This is a genomic window from Clostridium celatum, assembly GCF_021412605.1.
GTDB classification, from domain to species: domain Bacteria; phylum Bacillota; class Clostridia; order Clostridiales; family Clostridiaceae; genus Clostridium; species Clostridium celatum.
Genome location: NZ_JAJKGM010000021.1, coordinates 13,567 through 35,614, shown reverse-complemented (window position 1 = coordinate 35,614; position 22,048 = coordinate 13,567). Strand labels below are relative to the sequence as shown.

Annotated in this window: 20 protein-coding genes; 3 read left to right on the top strand and 17 right to left on the bottom strand. The window is 27.3% G+C overall.

Annotated features, from left to right (window positions below; all coding sequences use genetic code 11):
- Positions 1–13: 13 nt before the first annotated feature.
- On the bottom strand, positions 14–1,771 hold the full coding sequence (prmC, locus tag LPC13_RS10060) for a peptide chain release factor N(5)-glutamine methyltransferase (RefSeq protein WP_005212377.1): 1,758 nt from the start codon (positions 1,769–1,771) through the stop codon (positions 14–16).
- 14 nt (positions 1,772–1,785) lie between these two features.
- A complete protein-coding gene (locus LPC13_RS10055) occupies positions 1,786–2,373 on the bottom strand; it encodes a thymidine kinase (RefSeq protein WP_005212375.1) in 588 nt (195 codons plus the stop codon).
- Between the two features lie 187 nt (positions 2,374–2,560).
- Here LPC13_RS10055 and rpmE point away from each other — a divergent pair, with 187 nt between their 5' ends.
- Positions 2,561–2,767 carry a 50S ribosomal protein L31 gene (gene rpmE, locus LPC13_RS10050; protein ID WP_005212373.1) on the top strand — a complete coding sequence of 69 codons (207 nt, stop codon included), beginning with the start codon at positions 2,561–2,563 and terminating at the stop codon, positions 2,765–2,767.
- A gap of 154 nt (positions 2,768–2,921) precedes the next feature.
- Here the strand turns inward: rpmE and rho are convergent, their stop codons facing one another.
- The 11 genes from rho to LPC13_RS09995 form a co-directional block, all read right to left on the bottom strand.
- Positions 2,922–4,373, bottom strand: coding sequence for a transcription termination factor Rho (gene rho / locus LPC13_RS10045; RefSeq protein ID WP_040419097.1), 1,452 nt, complete (start codon positions 4,371–4,373; stop codon positions 2,922–2,924).
- 328 nt (positions 4,374–4,701) lie between these two features.
- Positions 4,702–6,300, bottom strand: coding sequence for a CTP synthase (locus LPC13_RS10040; protein WP_005212371.1), 1,599 nt, complete (start codon positions 6,298–6,300; stop codon positions 4,702–4,704).
- Between the two features lie 146 nt (positions 6,301–6,446).
- The gene (locus tag LPC13_RS10035; protein WP_005212369.1) at positions 6,447–6,740 is read right to left on the bottom strand and encodes a hypothetical protein; all 294 of its coding nucleotides are present in this window, start codon (positions 6,738–6,740) and stop codon (positions 6,447–6,449) included.
- Positions 6,741–6,869: 129 nt separating this feature from the next.
- Positions 6,870–7,286: a DUF1934 domain-containing protein gene (locus LPC13_RS10030; protein WP_005212368.1), complete on the bottom strand. Its 417-nt coding sequence runs from the start codon at positions 7,284–7,286 to the stop codon at positions 6,870–6,872.
- An 8-nt stretch (positions 7,287–7,294) separates the two neighbouring features.
- A complete protein-coding gene (locus tag LPC13_RS10025; protein ID WP_005212366.1) occupies positions 7,295–8,284 on the bottom strand; it encodes a DUF814 domain-containing protein in 990 nt (329 codons plus the stop codon).
- 19 nt (positions 8,285–8,303) lie between these two features.
- Positions 8,304–8,942, bottom strand: a complete 639-nt coding sequence (gene spoIIR / locus LPC13_RS10020) for a stage II sporulation protein R (protein WP_005212364.1) — start codon at positions 8,940–8,942, stop codon at positions 8,304–8,306.
- Between the two features lie 69 nt (positions 8,943–9,011).
- A complete protein-coding gene (gene ispE, locus LPC13_RS10015; protein WP_005212362.1) occupies positions 9,012–9,857 on the bottom strand; it encodes a 4-(cytidine 5'-diphospho)-2-C-methyl-D-erythritol kinase in 846 nt (281 codons plus the stop codon).
- A 123-nt stretch (positions 9,858–9,980) separates the two neighbouring features.
- Positions 9,981–12,602, bottom strand: coding sequence for a cyanophycin synthetase (cphA, locus tag LPC13_RS10010; protein ID WP_234088777.1), 2,622 nt, complete (start codon positions 12,600–12,602; stop codon positions 9,981–9,983).
- Entirely contained in the window at positions 12,586–13,419 is an 834-nt protein-coding gene (locus LPC13_RS10005) for a cyanophycinase (protein ID WP_005212360.1), read from the bottom strand. The genes cphA and LPC13_RS10005 overlap by 17 nt, the downstream gene beginning before the upstream one ends.
- A 140-nt stretch (positions 13,420–13,559) precedes the next feature.
- Positions 13,560–15,128, bottom strand: a complete 1,569-nt coding sequence (locus LPC13_RS10000; protein ID WP_005212359.1) for a DUF3794 and LysM peptidoglycan-binding domain-containing protein — start codon at positions 15,126–15,128, stop codon at positions 13,560–13,562.
- Between the two features lie 378 nt (positions 15,129–15,506).
- Positions 15,507–15,743: a Veg family protein gene (locus LPC13_RS09995; RefSeq protein WP_040419106.1), complete on the bottom strand. Its 237-nt coding sequence runs from the start codon at positions 15,741–15,743 to the stop codon at positions 15,507–15,509.
- 256 nt (positions 15,744–15,999) lie between these two features.
- On the opposite strand from LPC13_RS09995, the gene yabG reads away from it, so the two are divergent.
- A complete protein-coding gene (gene yabG / locus LPC13_RS09990; protein ID WP_040419094.1) occupies positions 16,000–16,881 on the top strand; it encodes a sporulation peptidase YabG in 882 nt (293 codons plus the stop codon).
- Between the two features lie 67 nt (positions 16,882–16,948).
- On the opposite strand, the gene LPC13_RS09985 is transcribed toward yabG, so the two are convergent.
- Complete coding sequence (locus LPC13_RS09985; RefSeq protein ID WP_234088776.1) at positions 16,949–17,947, bottom strand: CotS family spore coat protein; 999 nt, start codon at positions 17,945–17,947, stop codon at positions 16,949–16,951.
- 104 nt (positions 17,948–18,051) lie between these two features.
- On the opposite strand from LPC13_RS09985, the gene LPC13_RS09980 reads away from it, so the two are divergent.
- A complete protein-coding gene (locus tag LPC13_RS09980; protein WP_195245265.1) occupies positions 18,052–19,176 on the top strand; it encodes a glycosyltransferase family 4 protein in 1,125 nt (374 codons plus the stop codon).
- A 68-nt stretch (positions 19,177–19,244) separates the two neighbouring features.
- On the opposite strand, the gene LPC13_RS09975 is transcribed toward LPC13_RS09980, so the two are convergent.
- Genes LPC13_RS09975 through LPC13_RS09965 form a run of 3 tightly spaced genes read right to left on the bottom strand, consistent with a single transcriptional unit; the run spans position 19,245 to position 22,033 of the window.
- Entirely contained in the window at positions 19,245–20,273 is a 1,029-nt protein-coding gene (locus tag LPC13_RS09975) for a CotS family spore coat protein (protein WP_005212339.1), read from the bottom strand.
- Positions 20,274–20,284: 11 nt separating this feature from the next.
- Entirely contained in the window at positions 20,285–21,025 is a 741-nt protein-coding gene (locus LPC13_RS09970; protein WP_005212337.1) for a hypothetical protein, read from the bottom strand.
- A 12-nt stretch (positions 21,026–21,037) separates the two neighbouring features.
- On the bottom strand, positions 21,038–22,033 hold the full coding sequence (locus LPC13_RS09965; RefSeq protein ID WP_005212335.1) for a CotS family spore coat protein: 996 nt from the start codon (positions 22,031–22,033) through the stop codon (positions 21,038–21,040).
- Between the last annotated feature and the right edge of the window lie 15 nt (positions 22,034–22,048).

Below are 22,048 nucleotides of genomic sequence, written 5' to 3'. Positions count from 1 at the left end.
ATTGCTATATTAACTAATTTAAATTCCCTATAACTACTCTGTCAAGTCCAGCTAAGTCTTTAATAACCCTTACATTATTATATCCCTTTTCTGTCATAAGTCCCTTAACTTCTTCTCCTTGATCATGGCCAATTTCAAATGCTAATATACCATTTTCTTTTAAAATTTTATCACTATCTTCAACTATTCTTCTATAGAAATATAATCCATCTTTCCCACCACTTAATGCAGTATGTGGCTCATAGTTCTTTACATCCTCCATTAATTCTTCTATAACTTCTTCCTTAATATATGGAGGATTAGATATTAAAATATCATATTTCTTACCATTAGCTATTGGCTCTTCTAATAAGTCACTTTTTATAAATGATGTTCTATCTCCCAATTTATGATTTCTTATATTTCTCTTTGTTACCCTTTCTGGTATTTCATAGTAATCTATTAAATCTACCTTAGTATTTTCTCTTAAAGCTGCTATAGATATACCTATAGCACCACTTCCACAACATAAATCACAAATTTCATATTCTTTATCTTCATCAATAAATTTAAGTGCTTCCTCAACTAGTATCTCTGTATCGCCTCTAGGTATTAATACACCTTCTTCTACATAGAAATCCAAGCCCATAAACTCAGTATTTTTTAATATATATTTTATTGGCATTTTATTTTTTCTCTTTTCTATTAATAAATAAAACGCTTTAGTCACAGATTTAATAACTTCCTCTTCTTTATGAGTAATTAAATAAAGCTTATCCTTTTTTAATACTTCTCCAAGTAAAAGTTGAGTGTCTAATATATATGTATCTATATTAGCCTCCTTTAACTCTTTATTTCCATATATTAAAAGTTCACCTATGGTTTTTTTATATTCTATTCCCTCAGCTGCTAATAAAGATTCTATTGCTACTTCTATTTGTGAATCATCTGGTTCTTTTGTTGTAAGTTCTTGTAACTTCAATCCTGGATATGCAATTATTTTTCCCAAAGCACTTTCCGTCCTTCCAAGCCATTTTATTAATTCATAAGTAATTCCTGCAACTAGTGGTGTTAACACTATTCTTAATATAAGCCTTTGCCAGAAACTACCCCATCCTGTTAATGTAAATATAATAACACTAACGAGCATAGTTAAAAACAAGAAATTAGTTCCACATCTCGGATGTAATCTTCCAAACTTTTTAACATTTTCTACTGTTAGTTTTTCCTCTGCTTCATAACAAAAAATTGTTTTATGCTCTGCCCCATGATACTGAAAAACTCTATAAATATCATCTAACTTACTAATTAAAAACATATAAGAAATTAATATAACTATTCTAATAATAGCTTCAATTAAATTTAATAAAATTGGTGAAATCCCAGTATTTTTAAACACTGATGCAATAGCTGTAGGAATTCCCAAAAATATACCAGCTGCCATTAAAAGAGAAATCATCATAGTTATTGTAACTAATAAATCATTTGCACCTTTATCACCAAATTTATTTTTAAGCCATATATCAAATTTTGATTCTTCTTCATCATCTTCAAAAAAACTTGCTGAATAGTTTAAAGTTTTTATTCCAACTATTAATGAATCTATTAAAATTACAGCCCCTCTAATAATAGGTATATTTAAAACTTTAAATCTTTTTGTTATAGGCTTAACTCTATCAACTTTAACTTCAATTTTTCCACTTGGAGTTCTAACAGCAGTTGCCAATCCCTTTGAACCACGCATCATAACTCCTTCAATTATAGCTTGACCCCCAACATCGCATTTTCTCATATAATCACACTCTCTTAATTCTCATTTTTATACTTAAAATAACAATGACCACATAAAGATTCATACTCTACATTATCTACGTTATCAATAGCGACTTGTTTTCCTTCAAAAACAAATTTCCCATTAATCTTTCTTCCATTTAAAACTGCTTTTCTACCACACTTACAAATAGTCTTAAGCTCCTCTATACTATGAGCTAATAATAATAATCTTGTACTACCTTCAAATCCTTGCATTTTAAAATCTGTTCTTAACCCATAGCAAATAACTGGAATATTTAAAACTACAGCAATTTTAAATAATTCATCTATTTGATGAGATTTTAAAAATTGAACTTCATCTACTAAAATACAATCTATATTATATTTCGTTTCTTGCCATCTATTAACTTCATCATAAATATTTTGCTCATCTTCTATTAATAAATCAACTTTACGTTGTACGCCAAGTCTTGAAAGTAATTTATCTCCACCTTTTTTATCTGTAGATGGTTTTATTAAAAGAACCTTCATTCCACGTTCTTCGTAATTATAAGCAACTTGCATAAGGTTAGTTGATTTTCCAGAATTCATAGCTCCATATCTAAAATATAATTTACTCATTATTAACGCTCCTCATCTTTAAGTAATTTATCTCTTTTGATTATAACATTTTAATCTACATATTATAAGATATTATAATATGTTTTTATTTTAGCATTACCTTGACTGGCTTTTTTTAATGTGATATACTCGATATGGTCATTAGTAAATTGCTAATGAATCGTTTATTTTGAAAGAGGTGAATTAAATGAAACAAGGCATACATCCAGAATACCATCACGATGCTGTGGTTAAGTGCGCATGTGGAAATACTTTTACAACTGGTTCTGTTAAAGAAGAGTTAAAAGTTGATATATGTGCTAAATGCCACCCATTCTTCACTGGTAAGCAAAAAATCGTTGATATCGGCGGTAGAGTTGATAAGTTCAACAAGAAATTCGGTCTTAACAAATAAGATTATATTTGAATTTATGAGAAGGAATATGATTCTTTCTCATTTTTTTCTTTTAATATTAAATATTAAAAGTTTACTTAATACAACAATATAACAACAAAAAAGTTATGGTTTAATTTTAATATTTAACCATAACTTTTTTTGATTATTTTATTTATTTCTTAAAAGATTCATTTTTAGGAAATACTTCTATGAATTCTTTATTATTTTTAGTCTTAGATAACATATTAATTAGATTTTCAGTAATATTTTCTATATTTCCATCTTTATACATTACCTTTCTAATTGCAAATGCTACTTCTTTTTCTTCTTCTGTTAATAGTAAATCTTCTTTTCTTGTTCCTGATTTATAAATATCTATAGCAGGGAATATTCTTCTTTCTTGAAGCCTTCTATCTAAATGTACCTCCATATTACCAGTACCTTTAAATTCTTCAAATATCATATCATCCATTCTAGATCCTGTTTCAACTAAAGCAGTTGCAAGTATTGTTAAGCTTCCACCTTCTTCAATATTTCTTGCTGCACCAAAGAATTTCTTAGGCATTATTAAAGCGCCTGGATCTAATCCCCCTGATAATGTTCTTCCTGTTGGAGTAATCGTTAAATTATACGCTCTAGATAATCTAGTAATACTATCTAATAATATAACTACATCCTTACCTTGTTCTACCATCCTCTTAGCTCTCTCTAAAACCATTTGAGAAACCTTTGCATGGTTTTGTGGTTCTTCATCAAATGTGGAATAAATGACATCTCCTTTTATAGACCTCTTCATATCAGTAACTTCTTCTGGTCTTTCATCAATTAAAAGAACTATAAGTTTAACCTCTGGATGATTTATTGTAATATTTTGAGCAATCTTTTTTAGCAATGTAGTTTTACCTGCCTTTGGAGGTGCTACAATTACTCCTCTTTGCCCTTTTCCTATTGGACAAATTATGTCCATCAATCTAGATGATAAATCTTTTTCATTACTAGTTTCTAAATGTAGTCTTTCATTAGGATAAATTGGTGTTAAGGTTTCAAAACTCTTTCTTCCTATGGCTTTTTCCGGACTATCTCCATTTACTTTTTCAACAAATAACAGAGCTTTAAACTTTTCGCCGTCTTTTGCTTCCCTTACTTTACCTTGAACCTCATCACCAGTTCTTAAATTAAATCTTCTTATTTGAGAAGGAGATACATATATATCATTTTCTCCAGTTAAATAATTATCACATCTTAAAAATCCAAAATTATTATTTTCTTGTACTTCTAGTACTCCCTTTGCAGATCCAGACTCATTTATCATAGTCTTTAATCTTTCTTTCTTTTCTTCTCTTTCTTCTTCTGATAATGTATTTACTTCTCTTGATTGATAATTATTATAAGTAGTATTTTGTTGTTCACGAGTCTTTGGAGCTATTCTCTCAGTTAATATAACACCATTTCTTTCTATAACATTAGGAGTAGATTTACTCTCTTCTACTTTACTTGAATTAACATTTAATAATTCATCTATTAATTCACTCTTCTTTAATTTGCTTATGTTTTTTATTCCAAGTTCTTTAGCTTTATTTTTAAGGTCTGCTAAAGTCATCTCAGAGTATGCTTCTCTTGTCAAAATGACACCTCCAATAGTTTAAAATTAATTTGGGATAATTAAGCATTAAAATGTAAGATTTGATATATTGAAATGAAATTAAATCTCATTATTTGAATAATCTTTTGTATAATAAAAATATACTTTTTAAAATTAATTTTACCTAAATTTATATATAATTATGAACTAATAATTATTAAAATTCAATACTAACTTATACTATAAGCTTATCCACATTATATTTTTTTATAACAAACTATTATTTATAAAGCAAAAAAATTAAGAGTAAAAGATAGGACTTACTCATAATCGCTATCTTAAACTCTTATTTAAATCAATATCTTATTTTTTAATTTTCTAAAGCTGCTTTTATAAATCCTATAAATAATGGATGTGGATTATTCGGTCTTGATTTTAATTCTGGATGGAATTGTACTGCTACAAACCAAGGATGTTCTTTAATCTCTACAATTTCAACTAATCTTTCATCAGGACTAGTTCCCACTATACTCATTCCTGCTTCTATAATTTCTTTTCTAAATTCATTATTAAACTCATATCTATGTCTATGTCTTTCTGAAATAATTTCACTTTGATATACCTTGTAAGAGTTTGATTCTTTATTTAATTTACATGGATATGCACCCAATCTCATTGTTCCACCTAAGTCTTCAATTCCTTCTTGTTCTAACATTAGATCTATTACTGGATATTTAGTTTCTGGATCTATTTCAGAACTATTAGCCCCTTCATAGCCTAATACATTTCTTGCAAATTCTATAACTGCCGTTTGCATTCCTAAACATATTCCTAAGAAAGGTATATTGTTTTCTCTTGCATATCTTATAGCTTCTATCTTCCCTTCTACTCCTCTATCTCCAAATCCTCCTGGAACTAGAATTCCATCTATATCTTCAAATATCTTACTAGCCCCTTCCATTGTTACTTCTTCAGCATTAATCCATTTTATACTTACTTTTGAATCATTTGCTAATCCACCATGATTTAATGCTTCAACTACAGAAATATAAGCATCATGTAGTTCTACATACTTACCAACTAAAGCTATGTTTACATTTTCTTTAAGCGATTTTATTTTTTGAACCATAGATACCCATTCATTATTTTCAATATCTCTACATCCAAGTTCTAATTTTTCAATAACTAATCTATCTAAACCTTCTTTGTGTAGCATTAATGGCACTTCATATAAGTGATCTGCATCTAAATTTTGTATTACACATTTTCCTTCTAAATTACAGAAAAGACCTATCTTATTTTTTAAATCTTCACTTATTTCTTTTTCTGATCTACATACTATAATATCTGGCTGTATTCCTATACTTCTTAATTCTTTAACTGAATGTTGGGTTGGCTTAGTTTTTAATTCTCCAGACTTACCTAAGTATGGCACTAATGTTACATGAATAAAGCATACATTTTCTCTTCCAACATCATACTTTATTTGTCTTATTGCTTCTAAAAACGGTTGTGATTCTATATCTCCAACAGTTCCTCCAATCTCTGTTATAACTACATCTACATCTTGCTCTTTAGCAACACTATGAACTTTTTCTTTAATTGCATTAGTTATATGTGGTATTACTTGAACAGTTCCCCCTAAATATTCTCCTCTTCTTTCTTTTGAAATAACTGACCAATAAACTTTACCAGATGTAATATTGCTATTTTGAGTTAAATTTTCATCGATAAATCTTTCATAATGACCTAAATCTAAATCTGTCTCTGCTCCATCATCAGTTACAAAAACTTCTCCATGTTGATATGGACTCATAGTTCCTGGATCTACATTTAAATAAGGATCAAATTTTTGTATTGAAACCTTTAATCCTCTATTCTTTAATAATCTTCCTAATGATGCTGCTGTTATTCCTTTTCCTAATCCTGATACAACTCCACCTGTAACAAAAACAAACTTAGTGTTCATCGTAATTCCCCCTAAAAAAATTCAAAATTCTTATTGACACTTGACTTTTTTATTAGTATAATATAAATTACCTCACTTTATACATAAGTGTCTTTAAAATCATAATCATTATAGTAACACATTAGTTTAAATTTGACTAGTGTTTTTTATGCATTTTTAAAATTTTTCTTTATTTTTTCCTCTATCTCGAAGTAATCTTCTCTAAATTGCTTATTTATAAGAACCTTTTCCTCAGCTTTTTTTAAGTTTACTTTTATATTTTTTTCATTTATATATCTTGTCATATCTATCGTCTTATTTACATCTAAGCATCTAAAATTTTTTATTAATAATAAAAAAATTAATCTCTTTTCCCTATCCCTCAATAATAAATCTAATTCTTTAAATTCTATCCCATAATATTTACATAAATTTAAAATTATAATATTATATTTATCCATATGACACCATCACTTTTTATTTACAATTATTACCCTTAACTATCTGTTTATTCAATTTATTATTCTATAATTACATTTTTAATAAATAAAAATAAGACCATACAAAAGTATAGTCTTATTTCTAGTTTGTTAATTAACTCTAATCTTAACTTTTAATTCTGTTGTAACTCCAGCTTCACCTTGAACACCTAATATGTATTTAGAATAAATAACTCCACCATTATCATCAATATCAATATCTAATTTTTTAGTATCAACATTTAAATCCATCATTCCGTAAGGTGTATTGTATAGTGATATAGCTACTTCACCTTCTTTAAATTCCATATTAGTAGTTGTTGAACCCAATCTTTCTAATATCATAGAATCATTTTTTATATTTAAAGTAGTTGTAGTTCCTTCCATACCAGATAACTTTGACTCTTCATATATAGCCTTAAAACCATCATCTGTTTTTATAAATTTTCCTGGAGTTACAACTTCAATAGGCTCACCTGGTGTTAAGTCCGAAAAGCTTTGTACATAAATAATTGCGTCTTTTTCCATATTTCCTCCTATCTTACAGATATCATATATTTATCTAATTCTTCATCATTTATTGGACTAACTTCTATTACATTTTCAAGTTTAGTTCCGTATTGTCCATATTTAACCTTTAATACTTTCTCTTCTCTTCCTTTACTATATCTTCCCGAAATTCTTGCTGCTAATTCTATGTCTCTTTCCGTACCTTTATTTTCTAACAATACTAATGCACCTGAAAAATCTGTAGTATGGAATGAATAGTATTCAGAATTTACATATTTTTTTATGTTTTCACTTTCTTCTTTAGTTCTTGCAACTATTATTTTATTATTATCTTCAGTTCTAAAGTGTCTACCATATCTTAAAAGACTTAATTCATTTTCTTCTACTTCTTCTTTAAAATCTAATAAATCTTTTAATCTTAATGCATAGTTTGGCTCTGTTAATTTACATCCTCCAGCAGGTGATGGATATTCAGTTATACCCCACTTTTCTGCTAATTCCATTTGTGGCTTTCTGCTTCTTCCTGATATTCCTAATAATTGTTCTCTATCTACAAGCCCATTTAATTCCATTTCTGTTGGCTCAATATTTTTAGCACATAAAGGTCTTAGTATTTTATTTGCAAATCCTGATTCCTTCTTTACTATATTTAGAGCTTGTCTATTTTGTGACATAGGTCTTTGATTTAAAACTTCTCCAGTTATTATAAAATCAGCATTATATTCCTCTAATAACTTTCCCGCATAATTCATCATCATAGCATGACAATCTATACATGGATTCATATTTTTACCTCTTCCATGTTTTGGATTTTTAACTAAATCTAAATGTTCTGGTGAAAAATCCACAACAACTAATGGAATATCTACTTGTTTAGTCATTTTTATTGCGCTTTCTTCACTAAAGAAATATGATCTAAAACAAATTCCTATTACCTCTATTCCCTGCTCCTTAATTAATTTAGCTGCTAATATACTATCTAGTCCACCAGATACCATTGCTAAAGCTCTTGCCATTTTAAAGTCCTCCTATTTTCTAGTCAAATAAATTATTTACTATTTCTAATATTTTAGATTTAAACACTACATCTTTTTTTGCTTTATCTTCTTTACTTGTTATATCTTCAATATTTTCTTTCAATTCCTTTGAATCTACAGAATTCTTAGTCTCATCAATGAAACATAAAGGTGGAAACATAACACACCACCAATTTTGACCTTCACCTGTTCCTATTATAATTCTAAATGCTTCATAAGTCCCTTGTGGAAATATATAATCTCCATAAACTTTATCTGGAAAATTTTCATATGATAACATTGTGTTAACTTCATAATTATAATTATTTTCACTAATTACTTCTTTTGCAATTTCATTAACAAAATCAATGTTAGTTTCAAGAATTTCTTTTGCTTCCTCTACAGATTCAGCTTCATTTAATTTATAACTTAATTCATCAATTACTCTATCTCTAACCTTTAACTTCAAAGCTTGGTCTTCTTCCGTATCGCTATTAGCAATAACATGAAATCTAATTAGCTTGTCTTTAATTTCATCATAATCTAATTCCTCAAGTTCTAAACTTCCATCCTCTATATTATAAGATTTTAGTTCACATCCATTTAAAATACCACTAATAAAAAATACTACTAATAAAATTGATATATATTTCCTCATAATTCCAACCCCTTTCTATCCTTAAGTATTGACAATATAAAGGGGTTTATTCATTAATATTAAATTTTTTTAAATAGTTCTAGTTAAAAATACTTCTTTATAATTTTCTTTCATCTTCTCAAAGCATCTTTGGGCCTTTAACATATCATCAAAGAAGGCAAATACACTTGGACCACTTCCGCTCATCATAGAACCTATAGCTCCAAGTCTAATCATATCTTCTTTTATTTTAATTAAAACCTTATGCTTTCTTAATGTAACATTTTCTAATAAATTTTTCATATTATTTGCTACATATTCTAAATCATCATTTGCCATAGCAGTTATTAACTCTTCAGTTCTAGGATGTATTCTTGCTTTGTCCATATCAAATGACTTATATACTTCTTTTGTAGATACACCAAACCCTGGTTTAACCAAAACAATTATTTTATCTTTAAATGGTTTTAGTGAAGTTACCTCTTCCCCAATTCCTTCACAAAGTGCAGTGCCACCTTTAATACAATAAGGTATATCAGCTCCTAAACTTACTCCAAGTTCCATAAGTTCTTCATCAGAAGCATTAACATTAAATAACTTATTCATAGCAACTAAAACAGCTGCTCCATCTGTACTCCCCCCTGCAAGTCCTGCAGATACTGGAATATTTTTTGTTATATTAATATTTACGCCTTCTTTTATATCATATCTTTCCTTAAATAATAAAGCTGCTTTATATGCTAAATTTTTAATATCTGTTGGAACATAACTCTTATTACAAGTTAAGGTTATTCCGGACTCCTGCTTATTTATATCTATTTCATCATACAAATCTATATTTTGCATTATCATTCTTAATAAATGATATCCATCTGTTTCCCTTTTTCCTATTATATCTAAAGAAATATTAATTTTTGCATAAGCTTTTATTTTCATATACTCAAATCCCTTCAACGAAAGTACTTATGTGTTAATTAAAGTTCAGGGATATCCCCTGAACTTATAAGTATTATTATATATAGTATTTTATTTTTAGTAAATATGTCATTCTTGTATTCTTTAATTTGAATTAACAACATTACCTAGTTTTTCATTGTTGGATTTTTCATTTTTTAGAACTTCTATTAATCTATTAATTTTTTCAAAGAAAACTATAATTGTGTCACCAGAGTCTGATTGATTTATAGCTTCCTTTAATGCTTCCACTTCATCTAATATTACTTTAAAAGGAATATTTTTATTGTTTGATAAAATACCTTCTTTAATTAACTGTGCTACCTCTCCATTTTTTCTACCACGCTTATCTTTGTCTTCTTTTATAATTATTTTATCTAAAAACTCTGAACTTATTCTTCCAATACTTTTTGCAACATAATCACTTCTATCACCTGGCACGCCAATAACACCGATAACTTTATTATTAGCTATATTTTTAAGTGACGATAAAACACTTCTGTATCCTTCTATATTATGACCATAATCTAAAATAACATTAATTCCATTATAATCATACATATTAAATCTACCAGAGTTTTCAACAGAATTCAGCTTAAAATTCAATAACCCTATTTTAATCATGCTATAGTCTACTTTTAAACCTACTAATGCTGCACATGCTGCCATAGAATTTTCAATGTTAAACTTTAAACTCCCCTTTAAAGTTATAGGTATATCCTTAACTTTTATAACTCTATATTCTCTTCCTAAATTATTTACTACTAAATAGTTATCCTTTATATATACTGCTATTTTTCCTTCTTTTATATTTTTTATTATTAATTCATTATTCTTGTCTAAAGAATAATATATTATGTTACTTGTTATTCTATTTATTATCTTTTTACTATACTCATCATCAGCATTAATAACTACATATCCATCCTTCTTTACAGCCTCTGCAACTAGCGATTTCACTTTGCATAAATCTTCCATATCTTCAATGTTATCTACTCCTAAGTGATCTTCTGTTATATTAGTTATAACCGCTACATCAGCTAAATCATAGGCTAATCCTTTTTTTATTATTCCACCTCTAGCCGTTTCCAAAACTGCAATATCAACATCTCTATTCATTAAAACACATTTTGCACTATCTGCTCCAGTATCGTCTCTCTTATCTATACATTTTCCATTTATATAAATTCCATCCGTGCTAGTCATTCCAACGCAATATCCCATTCTACTTAATGTGCTATTTATAATTCTAGTAGTTGTAGTTTTTCCATTAGTCCCTGTTATTGAAACAACAGGAATATTTATAGGATTATTATTATACATCATATTAACTATATTTAAGCCTATATTTCTATATTTACCTTCTTTAGGGTACAAATGCATTCTAAGTCCTGGAGCTGTATTTACTTCTAAGATTACCCCATTTTCTTTTAAAGGTTTTCTAATATCTTTTGTACATATATCTACTCCACATATATCGAGTCCTATAGCTTTTGCAGCTCTTATACATAACTCTTTATTCTCTTCTGATATATCATCTGTACAATCTATTGCTATACCCCCAGTTGATAAATTAGCATTTCTTCTTAAATAAAGTACTTTTTTATCTTCTAATATTGATTCAAATAAATATCCTTCTTCATAAATGCATTCTTTAACCTCTTCATCTATTTTTATTTTTGTCAAAGGTTTCTCGTGATCTTCACCTCTAAGCTGATCTTCATTTATTTTCTCAATTAGCTCTTTTACGGTCATTTTGCCATTTCCTTTAATATATGGAGGTATTCTTTTAGATACTGCAACAACCTCATAGTTTACTACACAGACTCTATAATCCTCTCCTTCACAATATTCCTCTAAAATTAAATCTTCATATTCATTGCTCAACTTTTGATAAGCTCTAACCAACTCTTTTTCATTTTTTATTTTAAGTATTATTCCCTTCCCTTTACTTCCAAATTGTGGCTTTAAAACGACTGGATATCCTATATCTTCAGCACATTTTAACAATTGTATTACGTTAAATACCTTTTCACCGTATGCAATAGGAAGATTTTGAATTCTTAATAACTCCTTAGTTATTAATTTATCACAAGATATATCAGCTGATACACAACTTGTATTATTAGATATAGAAGCTTCAATAATTTTTCCTTGTTTTCCATATCCTATTTGATAAAATCCACTATTGCCAATCTTTAAAACTGGCAATCCTATTTGCTTTGCAGTATTACATATTTCTAATGTACTAGGACCTATCATTTCCTTTTTTAGTATATCTTTTAATATAACTATTCTTTCTTTAAAATTTATATTATTATTTTTAATAAGTGCATTTATTATGTCTACCGCTAACCTAGCACTTTCAACGCCGACTCTATCATATTCATATTGATATACTATAATATATAAATCTCCTTTAATTTCTCTAGCTTTTCCATAAGCTACATCAATTCCAAGTATATTTTGAATAGCAAGTGTCATATGCTCACAAATATGAGCTAAATAAGTTCCTTCCTTTAGCCTTTTTACGAATCCACCTTCCTCATCTATACCGCACCTATGTGTTTTTAGCTCTGGAATCATCTCTATTAATTGTTCATTAAAATTCTTAATATCTTTACTTGGAATTTCTGAATATCCTTCTAAATTTACTACAAGCTCTATACATTTTTTATGAGAATGAATGTTTCTTCCCTCATAAACAGTACTATCTATGATTTTCATAAAAATCTATATCCTCCTCAAAAGGTACCTTTTTTAAAAGGTTAAATCTATTTCCTTCTTTTAATACATGTAATTTCACATTAAACATGCTTAAAACTTCATTGCTATATTGTTCTGATACATTACTATATATAATTGAACTTCCATCTACAAAATAAACAGCTCCAGAACCAATTACTTCTGCAACACCCTTATCACTTACTATTATTGCTGTATCTTCATCTATACCAATTCCTAATACCTCTGGATTTTGTGCTATAGCAGTAAGTAACCTTCCTATCCTTCCCCTTTGAGCAAAATGTTGATCAATTATTATATTATTTACTAACCCTAATCCTGGTGACATTTTTACTGTACATTTTCTTGGAGATTCATCATCTTCTCCTTGAACTATCATAGTGTCACTCATAACAGATGCTCCTGCTGATGTTCCTGCAATTAATCCATTTCTATCACATAATTTTTTTATTTCATCATAAATAGGAGTACCACCTAACATACTAGTTATCCTTAATTGGTCTCCTCCTGTAAAAAATAATAAATTTGATTCTGAAATTAAATTAATATTTTCCTCTTTAAATGCATCCTCTCTACTGCTTATATCCAATTGACTTATATTTTTAACTCCTAAGCCTGTGAAGACCTCATAGTAATTTTCATAACTCTTTTCTGGATATTCTGTTGCTATTGTAGCTATTAATATTTTTTCATTATCCTTATCAAGGTATTTTACTACTCTTTTTAATATTTCCTTATCTTCCTTTTTGTCTTCTGCACCGCCTATAATTATTAAATTTCCACTTATTTTTTCAGTCATAACTTCACCTCAAATCATGCATTTTCTATTTTATCCACTAACGTAAAAACTTATTCATAATATTAATTTTTACCACAATTCCTAATTTAAATATAAAAAAGGGTTGTGCAATATGCACAACCCTATAAAATTAAGCATTATTAAAATTTACATTTTCCAGGTATTATAAGTTTTTGTCCTTGTGTTAAACTTTCTGAACTATCTAATTCATTTATTTCAGTTAATAAATCTATTGTAGTGCTATACTTTTTAGCTAAATCCCATAAGGTATCACCTTTATTTACAACGTAAATAGTTACAGATGCTTTTTTACTAACCTTTTCTTCATTATTTTCAACTATATCAACAATCCAATCTTTATTGATTTTATAGCAAACTTTAACATTTAATGATAAAGTTGCTCTAATAGCTATAGTATTTGCTTCTATAGTTGCATCTAAACTTTCTAAATGAACTTTACATATAGCACTCATATTTGGTTTAGTTCCCTTTAAATCAACTGTTGTTGAAAAAGGAATTTCTCCACTACACATATCAATCTTGCTATCGTCATCAGAGGTCTTATATAATACTGATACTTTTATATTTCCTTCAACCTTAATTCTATCTTCTTCTACATTTTTATCAGTTATTACAGGTGAACCATAAGCAAGTAATATATATCCTATCTTATCATTTTCATTTTTTAAATATAGGTTATCTTTAAGAATAATCTCTGTAGAAACTACACCTTGTGTAATACCTACTTCATAATTCTTTTTAACTAAATCTATAGCATATGATGGTGAGTACGCATCTTTTATAAATTCAACTATTTCTTTTGATAAGACCCTAATATTTCCCTTTACTACGAATTCAATATTAACTATTCTATTTTCTCCTAAATCATCTGGAGTAACTATACTATCATAGTTTACAATGTCTACATCGTTTGTTGTCATCATATCACTATTTACTCCAACTAACTCTTCTTCCTTTGATAAATATACATCATCTTGTAAAACTAATATATCATCGCAATCTTTTCCCTTATATAATACCTCTACCTTGCAATAGCATCCAAAATATATTTTTCCTTCTCCAAGCTTAACTTCCTTTTTATGAAGATTTAATGAACATTTTAAAATTTCTTCAATTTCAGGTTTATCCATCGTTACCTTTATCATAGATTTTCCCATTAATTCAACGTTCTTTTCACCCTTACATTGGTTTATCTCTTCATTTTTTTTCTTTATTTGTATATCTTCTTTTCCTTCAATATCCTTAACAAATTCAAATTCCCCTACTTTATATAATTGCCACTTAGTTTCTCTAATACCGTCAATAGCAATTTTACGTTCGTTCATAATACTAGCTTGAATATGTTCCATAACACACTCTACATCACAAAGGACTTTATGTTCTTCAGCACCTAGTTCAAGATAGTCTGTAAATTTCTCTGATAAGTCTACTGAATTAATGCTAGTAATTTTGCTTTCGTCCTCTGATAAATAGATAACAGAGTATGCTATTTGTCCTTCTATCATAACTTTATCTGCTAAAGTTTCTTTATTGGTAATAGTTGCCTTTGCTTCTACTCCTAATATCTCATGTACATCCGGATGAGAATCTCTTATTAGATATTCTCCCTTCAAAATGTTGTTAGTAGTACTTTCTCTAAGCAATTCTTCATATTGAACATTTTCTTTAATAACATCTATCTGTGACATCTTATCCCCCCTATAGTATAACTACTATAATATATATTTCTCTAAGTATATATTTATTCTAATTATTAATAAGTGTTTACTATTTTTTATCTATTGTATTCATCATTTTTTTCATCAAATTACATTTAAATACATTTATATGTCGAATTTTGGTGCATACTAATTTTTTTTTTAATTTTTTTTTAAATAAATTGTTGACTTATATGTAAATATGTCGTATTATAAAGATGGTTATTGACCATATAACCTCTCATAAATTCTCAATACCCTTTTATACCATAGTTGAAAGATGGATACCCGCCATCTTTCTTTTTTTTATTTAATTTATAATTAATTCTAGTATAAATAAAAGCTTCGATATTATATCGAAGCTTTTATTTATACTGCATAATATAACAATACAGTTTTAGTCAGTACATCTGAGTAACTATAGGTTACTGTTCTTTGAGCATCACTTTCTAATCTAACAACAAAAATACTAGGATGTACGCTTTCTATAACTCCATCATTAACTAGTATTTTTTTTCTTCCTCCGTTTGCTTTTAATGTAACTTTTTCTCCAACGTGACTCTCTATATCTTTTTTAATGGTGGCTAAGGTCTTATTCTTTTCCATATAAACACCCTCTTTCCAATTATAATTATAATACTTTTTTGAATTTTTGTCAAATAAAACCAATTATTTTATCACCTTTGGCTTGCTTTGTCAATGTAAACTTTTACTTTTTCTCTGCTATTTAATCATCTAATATTTATTATGGCATTATTATCTATTTTTTATTCTTAAATTGTAAAAGTAATAGTCTTAAATATTAGCAAAGCTATTTAATATTTCATATTATAAAATGTAATTAATGATTTTGGAGAAAAAAATGGTAATTGGTGATACTGTTGTTAGAAAATCTTATGATAAAGACATCACATTTAAAATAATTGATATAAAAGAGGATAATGGTACTATTATCTACATCTTAAAAGGTATAAGTATAAGAATTATTGCTGATTCCCCTGCAGATGACTTAGAACCTGTTGATATTTCTTTTATAGGCGAAAAAGAAAAAATTTTAAATACACGTGTTAATAATGCTATAAAAAATGCTATATCAACTAGAGCTAACAGATTACAAAAAGAAAAAATAAATTTTAGAGGTAGTAAATCATCTAAGCATCCAGCTATAAACGAATTAGCATTTGGGCGACCCGGAAAAATACTTCATATAGATGGAGATAAAGAGTATCTAGAAACTTGCCTTAAAGTATATAAACAATTATCTTTAGATGCCGTTGGTAGAGCTATATCTGAAAAAGATCAATGCACATATGTAGTTGATTTAGTTAAAGAAATTAAGCCTGATATAGTTGTTTTAACCGGTCACGATAGCGTACTTAAAGAAAGTGATGACTATTTAGACTTAAATAATTATAGAAATTCAAAATATTATATTGATGCAGTAAAGGCTTTAAGAAATTATAATTCTAGTTATGATGAACTAGTAATATTTGCTGGAGCCTGTCAATCTTGTTATGAATGTCTTTTAGATGCTGGCGCTAATTTTGCAAGTTCTCCAAATAGAGTACTAATTCATTGTTTAGATCCTGTATTTGTCTGTGAGAAAATAGCATATACAAATATAGATAGTGTATTATCTATAACTAATATTTTAGAAAATACAATAACAGGCATTAAGGGTATAGGTGGATTACAAACACGCGGAAAATACAGAGAGGGCTATCCCAAATCCCCATATCTATAATTAACAGGTAATTAGTAATTAAGACCAATAACTAAATAAAAGCCAGCTTTTATAAGCTGACTTTTTTTTATACATTATACTGTTTTTTAAATTCATCCAAGAAATTAAAATACTCAGGCTTTTCATTTATTATACTTTCTAATTTAGTATCAAATGTATTTTGCCCCCAATTAACCTCATTGTAATAATACCTGTTTGCTAATCTCCAATATCTTTGAGGAAATTGTAAAAATGCATATAAAACTCTGTATTCAGATTCATCTAAAGCAGAAACTTCGTTATAAGCTTCTATTATAGCATTTGCAAATTCTATATTCCATTTATTTCTCTTTAGAACTTTAATCATAAAATTGGATATATCAAAAGCTCTTATTTCTCTTTTGCAGTAATCAAAATCAATTATACTTACTGAATTATTATCACCTAGTATAATATTATGATAAGTATAATCATGATGGCAGAATCCTTTCTCTCTCTCAGCTATTTCACATAAGTTGTAATATTCTGACTCATTTAAAGTTTTTAATGCCTTCTTTCCCATTTCCTTATAAAATTCCATAGATTTTAAATATAATAAGTCAAAGTTACTTTTATTTCCTTTTTTCCTTATCATATCTCTCATCTTATCAAGTGATTTTATTCTTTTTTCCATTAAGCTAGGCCAACGCCCTAAATCACTTTTTAATTTTGAGTTTTCTGGTGGATCATATCCCTTTGAAGCTTCATGCATTTTTGCTAATGTAGCCGCTGCTATTTTTACTTCCTCTATGTTATGAAAATCACATTCTCTTCCATATAGCCATTCTGATAAAGTATATAAATCTTCATTAACTAATGCATACGGCTCTCCATCTATGTTCAAATAATATCTGTCCACTGCTTTAAAACCATTTTTAATTAAATGCTCTTTTGCTCCATAAACAAACAAAAGTTTTTGCGGACCATAGTTTATTTTTTTAAGACAGCGTTCTCCCTTGTTAGTTTTTAAATAATAAATGCCTTTATTTGCTTTTATAACATCTATTTTTATTTGAAACTGTCTTTCTATTTCAAATTCTCTCATCATAATCTTCACCCCCCTTATATTTATATGTACACATATTTTCTTTTATTAACATTTTTTATTTAAATTAATATAATAAATTATAACTATTTTGAAAGGATTAAATGATGAAAATTGGTATTGATGGACGAGCTGCCAAATGGTATAGGGGAACTGGCATAGGAACCTATGCTTATCAGCTAATAAATAATTTAAGCAAATTCGATGATATCAATCAGTACCTTACATTTATCCCTGAAGGTTCTGATTTAAGTTTAAAATCTAACTTCTTTATAGAATATGTTAAAGAATCTCCTAATATTAATAATAATTTTTGGGATGATGTAAAAGTTCCTAACTTTTTAAATAATAATAGTATAGAACTATATCACGTTCCTCAAAATGGAGTAGGCCTTTCCAATAATATTAATTGCCTTAAAACTATTACATTACATGATATAATTCCACTTAGACTTCCTGAAACTGTTAGCGAAAGATATTTAAAAATTTTTAATAATGAAATTCCAAAAATATTGGATAATTGTGATGGTATAATTACAGTTTCTGAATTTTCAAAAGATGATATCGCTAAAGAATTTAACTTTCCTAAAAATAAAATTTTTGTAACCCCACTTGCAGCTGAGGATATTTATAAACCTATTTGTAGGTCGTATTGCAAATCTTTTATTAAGAAAAAGTATAATATAGAAGATAACTTTATTTTATATGTTGGAGGCTATAGTCCTCGTAAAAATATTATTGGAATTATGGAAGCCTTTTCTTTATTAAATCCACATTTGCGACACAATTTAAAAGTGGTTATTACAGGTAGAAAAGGAATTTCATATGATATATATATAAATAGAGCTTCTGAATTAGGAATCTCTGATGATGTAATATTTACTGACTTTATTCCATTAGATGATTTACCAATTTTCTATAATGCTTGTGAATTTTTAGTGTATCCATCATTTTATGAAGGTTTTGGTTTGCCACCAATAGAAGCTATGGCTTGTGGAACACCTGTTATAGCCTCCAATGTAACTTCTTTACCTGAAGTATGTTGTAATTCTGCCTTACTAGTAGATCCTAATGATATAGATGAATTGTCTCTATCAATGGAAAAAGTATTATCTGATAGCTTATTAAAACTTTCAATGATTCAAAAAGGCTTATCAACTAGCTTAAAATATACGTGGAAAAATACTGCAATTAACACTATAAAGGCTTATGAATCTATAATCTCTAACTAAAAATATAAAGCAGAAACTAATCTGTATTTTATTAGTCTCTGCTTTATATTTTTTTATTTCTAAAAATTTCAGATTTTTTCTAATTTTAATAATAGTTCACTTTTAAATATATTATTTTCTATTTTATCTTTAAACCTACTTATAAATACCTCTTCATCCCATGATTTTTGCTTTAAATAATAATCTATGGTTATATCTACAAAATCTCTAGGATAATTTAATAATGCATAAAGTACCTGTATTTCTTCATCTGATATCTCATTTATACTATTATAAGTTTTTAATATATTATCCAGCATTTCTTTATCATAGGCTATATTTTTAATTACTTTTGACATAAAATTATATAAATCTATTATTTTTAAATTTATATTACAATAGTCAAAATCAATTAAATTTACAATTTCATCATTTATAATAAAATTATGATGTGCTAAATCTAAATGACATAAAACCTTACTATTATCATCCTTATATAAGTCTATATAACTACTTTTTGTTAGTAGATTTATACTTACATTTAAATCATTTTTTGCCTTTGCTACATTTTCTAAAAATAATAAATCAAACTCATTTTTATAATTAAATTTATTAACTACCCTTTCTATTTCATTAATAATACATAAATTATTTAATTGTTCATATATTAAATTTTTCCCCTTATTTTCTTCTATCTCTATAGAATCAAGCTTATCGACTATTCCAATAGATGCCCTATGAAAATTTGCTAATGCCTTAGTACACCATTCAACTTCTATAGGATTTGTAAAGTTGGCTTCTCGTCCTTCTATTAAATCTAATAATACATAACCAGTTCCTCTCCATCTAGTAATCTTTTCCCCCTGTGAATTATTGCAATATTGCAATACACACTGATCTGTTTCCCTTATAATATCTAAAGCATTGCTTATAAATTTTATTCTTTCATTGGTCGAATTGGTGCTCTTTAATATTTTTTTCCCTTTGTCTGTAAATAAAACAAATACTTTTCTTAATGGAATAATATCATAAACATTAACTCCTAACTTTTCAAAAAATTCTTCACTTAAATCATAGCTACACAATACCTTCTTATCTATATACCTAAATTTATTCATTTAATCCCTCTCTATAAAAGTTCTTTACCATCAATTTTTTTTGATAGATTTATTTGCTCTATCCATTGCTCTTCAGTGAATTTACTTTTATCATATTTTAGTTTTAATAATAACTTCATACTTTCTATGGGATAATTAGCTAATACATTAATATATCTTAAACTTTTATCATCTAAGTTCCATTTATTTAAAAAACAATTTATTATTTCTTCTGTATTTATATCAATACCCTTTTTTCTTAATCTTTTTATATAATTATAACAATCATTTTCTAATAAATTATAAGATAAATAACGTATAGTTCTTATATTAATTATATTATTAATCTTAATTAAGTTTCCCTCATCCACTCTTCCTAAGCATATCTCATAATTATTCATGCTCCTCATTATTAACTCTAAATATTCTTTATCATTTAAGCTATTTAAAGAATTTTTTGCTCTGTCTAAAACTTTATTTCCTTCCTCTATAATAAAATAATCAAAATTGCTTTTTTTATTTTTTTCATCTAATATTTCAATCATTTTTTCAATCTTTTTTATTTGTACAATAAAATTAGCTATGTCTTTTCCTATTGAGCTTTCTATTCTAGGAAGCATTGTTGTCTTTCTTCCTATTAATATTTTTTGAATTTCTACAACCAGTGATATTTGCTCATTTGTGTTAATTATATTTTTCTTTGCTTTTTCTTTTGGAAATGTACTTTCTCCGACTATAACTCTATTGTCATTTAAAAATTCCAATATGTCCATCCACTCTCCCCTTTACCTAAAATATTCATTTAAGAATTCTTCCCTATAGCCAATATCCTCAATATATTTTTTTATTCTATTTATAAAAACAGATTCTTCCCATGGTTGCATTTCCCAATAATATTGAAGTCCTATTTGCCAAAACCCCTGTGGAAATCTTATAAACTCCTTAATTAAACTTAACTCTTCATCAAATACATTATTAGTTATACAATATGCATTTAAAATTAAATTTGCCTTTTGTGTACTCCATTTTCCATCTTTCATAACTCGTATAAGTAGTGACGCTAAGTCATGAAGATGAGTATCTAAAATACAATAATCAAAATCTATTATATTTAGTTCGTTATTCTTATCTACTAAAATATTGTGATGTGCTAGATCATGATGGCAAAACCCCATCTTTAGCACTTCTTTATCCATAAGACTTATATAATGGCTTCTTTTTAAACCTTCAATAGCCTTTTGACCTCTCTCAATTTCATTATTAATATTTTCTAAATATATATGGTCAAACTCTGATTTATTGGCCTTTTGTGAGATTCTTTTTTTAAAATCTAAAATTTCATCACATCTCGTTTCAAAAACTTTTATCCATTTATACCATCCTATTCTTGGATTCATATCTCTAGTTAAATTAAACCCTGAACTTAATGTATGAAGCTCTCCTATCTTTTTTGATATTTGTATTAATTCTACTGGATTATCATAATTACTTTCTCTAGCTGGTATCCATTCAGTTAAATAAGCAAAATTTTCATTTAAATTAATATAATCACTATCATTTTTTGTTTTCAATATTTGCGGTATGCTCTTAAATCCTCTTTTTTGTAAATATTTTATTGCTGATATGATAAAAAGGAAATGTGGAAAATCGTATTTTATTATTTTTATACAATAGTCACAATCTTTTGTTTTTAACTTATACGTGTTTTTAATTTTTTCAATATCGTGTATATCTATACAATAATTGCTCTCTATGATTTCCTTTAGTCTATCTATATCCATAGCTAACTCCTAAAC